Here is a 6,193-nt window from a genome sequence, read left to right as displayed (position 1 = left end):
GCCCCCTCACCCGTGCCCGGGGGCCCCGGCCCCGCCCCCCGGCCCGCACGCGCGGCGGGGGTGCAAAACCCCCGCCCCGGGGGGGGGGGGGGGGGGGGGGGGGGGGCGCCCCCCCGGCGGCGGCGCGGCAGGCGGACCGCCGGGAAGGCGCCGGCAGGATGGTGGGATGCAGCGTGTCGCCGTCGTCGTTCAGCCCGGGATCCGGAGTTTCGACCTCGCCGTCATCACCGAGGTGTGGGGACCGGACCGCACCGCTCTCGGGGTGCCCGGGTTCGAGCTGCGCCGGTGTGCCGTGGAGCCCGGGGCGATCCCGCTGCCCGGCGGGCTGAGCCTCGCCCCCGACCGGGGGCTCGACTGGCTGGCCTCGGCCGACCTGGTGGTCGTGCCCGCGCTGGCCGACCCGGAGGACCCGACGCCCGAGCCGGTGCTGGCCGCGCTGCGGGCTGCGCACGCGAGCCGCATACCCGTCGCGGCCCTCTGCGCCGGCGCGTTCGTCCTCGCCGAGGCGGGGTTGCTGGAGGGCCGCCGGGCGGTGACCCACTGGTCCCTGGCCCCGCGCCTCGCCGCCCGCCACCCCGGCGTGGTCGTGGAGGACGCGCCGCTGTACGTCGAGGACGGCGGGCTGTGGACCTCCGCCGGGGTGGCCTCCGGGATCGACCTCTGCCTGCACCTGGTGCGGCGGGCGCACGGCGCCGAGGCGGCCGCCGCCATCGCGCGGTCCATGGTGACGGGCCCCTTCCGCGCCGGCGAGCACGCCCAGTACCTGGACAGGCCCGTCCCGGCCGCGGACCGCACGGCCGAGGCGCTGGCCGCCGTACGGGAGCGGGCGCTGCGCTGCCTGGACCAGCCGCTGGACGTGGCCACCCTGGCCCGCTGGGCCGGCATGGCCCCCCGCACCTTCGCCCGCCACTTCGTCGCCGCCACCGGCACCACACCGCACCGCTGGCTGCTGGACCACCGGCTGGACGAGGCCCGCAAGCTCCTGGAGCGCACCGACCATTCGGTACCGGAGGTGGCCCGGCGGGCCGGTTTCGCCAGCGAGGTGACCTTCCGCCAGCACTTCACCTCGTACGTCGGTCTCGGTCCCCGCGCGTACCGTGCGGCCTCTGCGGCCGCAGCAGCCGCTCCAAACACCCGGGAGAGTGTTAGAAAGGGCTCATGACCGGACGTTTTGGTCGCCAGCCGACCGGGTGGGGCTCGCGCCTGTTCGCGCGCCCGTCCCGGTGGGGCCACAGCGTCGCCGCCCAGGTCTTCGCCCTCACGGCGGTGATCGTGCTGCTGCTGATCGCCGCGGCCGCGTCGGCCCTGGTGATCCAGGCCGGGTACGACAGCGAGCGGGACGCCCGCGACCGGTCCCTCGCCGCCGCCGAGGCATTCGCGCACGCCCCCGGTCTCCCGGCCGCCCTGGGGTCGCCCGATCCGACCGCCGTGCTCCAGCCGCTGGCCGATGCCGCGCGGATCGCCTCGGGGCTGGACTTCATCGCCGTCATGACCACGAGCGGGATCCGCTACACCGATTCGCGGCCCGAGCTGATCGGGCAGCGCGCCAGTGACATCGCCCGCGCCGCCGCCGGGGAGTCCTTCACCGAGACCTTCCGGGGCAAGCCCAGCGACGCCGTCCGGGCCGTCGTCCCGGTGCGCGACGCGAGCGGGAAGGTGGTCGGGCTGGTGGGCACCGGCATAGAGGTGCGGAACGTGTCCGACACCGTCGAGGGCCAGCTGCCCCTGCTGCTCGGCGCGGCGGCCGGCGCGCTGCTGCTCGGCACGGGCGGCGCCGCCCTGGTCAGCCGGCGGCTGCTGCGCCAGACCCGCGGGCTGGGCGCCGCCGAGATGACCCGGATGAACGAACACCACGAGGCCGTTCTGCACGCCGTCCGCGAGGGCGTGCTGATCATCGGCCCCGATCACCGTCTCGACCTGGCCAACGACGAGGCCCGTCGCCTCCTCGACCTGCCTCCCGACGCGGAGGGGCAGCACGTCGGGGAGCTCGGCCTCGACCCGCGCACCGCCGATCTGCTCGCCTCCGGCCGGGCCGCGACGGACGAGGTGCACCGAGCGGGCGACCTGCTGCTGGCCGTCAACGTACGGCCCACGAAGCCGTACCGGGGCCGGCCCACCGGTACCGTCACGACCCTGCGCGACTCCACCGAGCTCGCCGCGCTGTCCGGGCGGGCCGAGGAGGCCCGCAGCCGGCTCCAGCTGCTGTACGACGCCGGGGTGCGGATCGGCACGACCCTGGACGTGGTGCGCACCGCCGAGGAGCTGTCGGAGGTCGCCGTGCCCCGCTTCGCGGACTTCGTCACGGTGGAGCTGCTGGAACCCGTACTGCGCGGCGACGAACCGCTGGCCGGGGGCCTGTACACGGAGATGCGCCGGGCGGCGATCACGGGGGTGCGCGACGACTCGCCGCTGCAGCCGGTCGGCGACCTCATCCGGTTCGTCGTGCCGACGGCCCCGATGGCCGCGGCCCTGGACGCCGGGCACGCGGTGCTCGCATCGGATCTGCACGCCGCCATGGGCTGGCGGGCCGACGACACGGCCGGTACCCGGGTGGCCCTGGACTACGGGCTGCACTCGCTGATCTCCGTACCGCTCCAGGCTCGCGGCGTCGTCCTGGGCATGGCGAACTTCTGGCGGGCCGCCGACACCCCGGAGGCCTTCGACGAGGAGGACCTGTCCTTCGCCGAGGAGCTGGGGGCCCGCGCGGCCGTCTCCATCGACAACGCCCGCCGCTTCACCCGGGAGCACGCGACCGCCGTGACCCTCCAGCGCAGCCTGCTGCCCCGGGTGCTGCCCGACCAGAGCGCCGTCGACGTGGCCTTCCGCTATCTGCCGGCGCAGGCGGGGGTGGGCGGGGACTGGTTCGACGTGATCCCGCTGCCCGGGGCGCGGGTGGCCCTGGTGGTCGGCGACGTGGTCGGGCACGGGGTGCACGCGGCGGCGACCATGGGCCGGCTGCGGACCGCCGTGCACAACTTCTCCACCCTGGACCTGCCGCCCGACGAGTTGCTCGGCCACCTGGACGAGCTGATCAACCGGATCGACCAGACCGACAACGGGGGCGACGGGCAGACCGGTGACGGCTCCGGGGACGGCGAGGGCGAGGGGCTGGGCGAGCGGGCCGGGGTGACCGGCGCGACCTGCCTGTACGCGGTCTACGACCCGGTCTCCGGCTACTGCGTGATGGCCAGCGCCGGACACCCGGGGCCCGCGCTCGTCCACCCGGACGGGCGGGTGGAGTTCCCCGAGCTGCCCACCGGGCTCCCGCTCGGCGTGGGCGGCATGCCCTTCGAGTCCGCCGGGCTGGCGCTGCCGGAGGGCAGCCGGCTCGTGCTGTTCACCGACGGGCTCGTGGAGGACCGCGACCGGGACTTCGACACCGGGGTGCGGATCCTGGCCGAGATCCTCTCCCGGCCCGGCCGCGACCCCGACCAGGCCTGCTCCGACGTACTGGCCACGATGCTGTTCCCGGTGCCGAGCGACGACATCGCCCTGCTGATCGCGGACACCCGGCGGCTGGAGGCGGACCGGATCGCCGAATGGGAGGTGCCGGGTGAGGCCTCGGCCGTATCCCGGGTGCGCAACGCGGGCGCGGCGCAGCTCGCCGCCTGGGGCCTGGAGGACATCTCCTTCACCACCGAGCTGATCCTCAGCGAGCTGATCACCAACGCGATCCGGCACGGGAGCGCGCCCGTGCGCGTGCGCCTGCTGCGCGACCGCAGCCTGATCTGTGAGGTCTCCGACGGCAGCAGCACCTCACCGCACCTGCGGTACGCGGCCACCACCGACGAGGGCGGGCGCGGGCTGTTCCTCGTCGCTCAGTACGCGGAGCGGTGGGGCACCCGTTACACCGACCGGGGCAAGGTGATCTGGGCGGAGCTGCCGCTCACCGGGGCCAAGGAGCCCCCGGCGGCGCCGCTGGACCTGGACGCCCTGGAGGACCTCGCCTGGTGACCTGTCCGGGCCCTGGCGGGTCCGGTGGTCACAGCTGCCGCGTACGGGCCAGGAGTACCGCCACGTCGTCCTGCGGGGCCACTGGCAGCAGGCGGGCGAGGATCCTGTCGCAGAGCTCCTCCAGCGGCCGCTCGGCCCCGTGCAGGGCCGCCGCCAGCTGGGCCATGCCCTGGTCGAGGTCGCGGTCGCGGGCCTCGATGAGCCCGTCGGTGTAGAGCACGAGCAGGCTTCCCGGGGGCAGCCGCACCTCCTCGGTGCGGAAGTCCTGCCCGCCTCCGGGGCCCGTGCCGGTGCCCAGTGGAGTGCCGGGCGGGCCGTCGAGGAAGCCGATGGTCCCGTCCGCGGCCACCACGGCGGGCGGCGGGTGCCCGGCGCGGGCGATCACGCAGCCGCCCGTGACCGGGTCGTGGACGGCGTACACGCAGGTGGCCATCTCGTCCGCGCCCAGGTCGGCCACGACGGCGTCGAGCGAGCGCAGCAGCCGGTCCGGGGGCACGTCGTGGCGTGCGAGGGTCCGTACGGCGGTGCGCAGCTGGCCCATGACGGCGGCGGCGTGGATGCCGTGGCCCATGACGTCGCCGATGACCAGTCCGGTGCGCCCGCCGGGGAGCCGGATGGCGTCGAACCAGTCCCCGCCGACGTCGTGGTCGCTGGCGGGCAGGTAGCGCCCGGTGAGTTCGAGGCCGGCGACCTCGGGCAGCGCGCTGTTGGTGAGGCTGCGCTGGAGGGTGAGGGCGGCCCGGCGCTGGGCGGTGAACATGCGGGCGTTGTCGATGTTGAGGGCGGCGCGTGCGACCAGCTCGTCGATGAGTACGCAGTCCTCCTCGTCGAAGGGTTCGCGGGTGCGCAGCCGGGTCACGGCGACGGCGCCGAGCACCTTGCCGCGGGCGACGAGCGGGACCATCCGGGCCGAGCCGAGGGTCGCGAGGTACTCGCGCAGGGCTCCCGCGCGCGGGTCGGTGATCAGCGCGGGGACGTCGGAGGAGTACAGGGCCATGGGCCGGCCCTCGGTGATGACCCGCTCGTACACGCTGTCCACGGGGAGCTGGAAGGTCTGTCCGGCGGCGAGCTTCGCGGTGGGCGCGGTCGGGTCGGGGAAGATGGCGGCGAGGCGGCGCAGGACGCCCCGGGAGGATCCCGCGGCGGCGGTGTCGTCGGGGTCGAGCACGGCCACCAGCAGTTGTACGTCGGCCGAGTCGGCGAGCTGCGGTACGAGGACCTCCGCGATCTCCTGGGCGGTCTGGTGGAGGTCGAGGGTGGTGCCGATGCGGGTGCCGGCCTCGGCGAGCAGGGCGAAGCGGTGCCGGGCCCGGTCCGCGTCGGCCTGGGCCCGCTGGCCCTCGGTGATGTCGATGAGGGAGGCGATCAGGCCGAGGGGCCGGCCGGAGCCGTCGAGCAGCGGGGCGTAGGAGCAGGACCAGGTGTGGTCGTGGTCGGGGTCGGAGGGGGTCCGCCCGGTGCGGCGTACGTCGACGACGGCCGTGCCGCGGTCGAGGACCTGCCGCATCGTGGCCTCCAGCGCGGTCGCGTTGACCCCGGGCACCACTTCGGTGAGGCGCCGGCCGAGGTGGTCGGCGGCGGGGACGCCGTTCATCCGGGCCAGGGCGTCGTTGACCCGCAGGAAGCGCAGGTCGGGGCCGAGGGTGGCGAGGCCGATGGGCGACTGCGTGAAGAGGCTCTGGAGGGCTGCGAGCGAGTCGCGCATGTGGAGGACCTCGGAGGTCTCCACGGCGACGAGCATGGCGCCGGTGCGGCCTTCCGGGTCGGCGGCGGGGACGATCCACATCTCCATCGGGACGCGGTGCCCGTCGCGGTGGCGCACGGGCAGGGTGCCGATGACCGTCTCGCCGGCCTGGACGCGCCGGGTCAGCTGACCTGCGAGTTCGTGGTTGGCCTCGGGGACGAGCACCTGGGAGCCGATGCGGCCGATGATGTCCTCGGGGCGGTGTCCGAGCAGCTCCTGGGCGGCCAGTGACCACTCCACGACCCGTCCGTCGGCGTCCTCCCGCCACAGGGCGATCGGCAGCAGCTCGCGCAGCACGCCCGCGTACCCGACAGCCGCGGCCGGCTGGTCCGGCACCTCGCTCGCCGACTGGTACGTGTCCAATGCACCAACCTCACCCCGGGGGGCCCGATTCCTACCGATTCACCCTATCCGAGGCGTGGGCGGGGGGCTCTGTGTCGGTCGCCCCGGCGCACGGGCGCGGCTGTTCGGGTGGCACGGGGCGCGGCGGGCCGA

The 6,193-nt window shown here is 75.4% G+C and carries 3 protein-coding genes; 2 read left to right on the top strand and 1 reads right to left on the bottom strand.

Translation table 11 applies throughout. From position 1 onward, the window contains the following. Window positions 1-166: 166 nt before the first annotated feature. Window positions 167-1,162 (top strand): GlxA family transcriptional regulator, encoded by a 996-nt coding sequence (locus tag ACIQ5Y_RS31300; protein ID WP_403887923.1) that lies wholly within the window; start codon window positions 167-169, stop codon window positions 1,160-1,162. Next, window positions 1,159-3,954, top strand: a complete 2,796-nt coding sequence (locus ACIQ5Y_RS31295; protein WP_403887920.1) for a SpoIIE family protein phosphatase — start codon at window positions 1,159-1,161, stop codon at window positions 3,952-3,954. The genes ACIQ5Y_RS31300 and ACIQ5Y_RS31295 overlap by 4 nt, the downstream gene beginning before the upstream one ends. Before the next feature lie 28 nt (window positions 3,955-3,982). On the opposite strand, the gene ACIQ5Y_RS31290 is transcribed toward ACIQ5Y_RS31295, so the two are convergent. Continuing rightward, entirely contained in the window at window positions 3,983-6,061 is a 2,079-nt protein-coding gene (locus ACIQ5Y_RS31290; protein ID WP_403887917.1) for a SpoIIE family protein phosphatase, read from the bottom strand. Window positions 6,062-6,193 lie beyond the last annotated feature (132 nt).

Source organism: Streptomyces sp. NPDC096339, assembly GCF_044762985.1.
Lineage (GTDB): Bacteria > Actinomycetota > Actinomycetes > Streptomycetales > Streptomycetaceae > Streptomyces.
This window is presented reverse-complemented; position numbering and strand designations above follow the sequence as displayed.

What these genes read in the sequence shown, in the direction of transcription:
- ACIQ5Y_RS31300 (WP_403887923.1), top strand. Translation starts at nt 167, where the DNA reads ATGCAGCGTGTCGCCGTCGTCGTTCAGCCCGGGATCCGGAGTTTCGAC.
- ACIQ5Y_RS31295 (WP_403887920.1), top strand. Translation starts at nt 1,159, where the DNA reads ATGACCGGACGTTTTGGTCGCCAGCCGACCGGGTGGGGCTCGCGCCTG.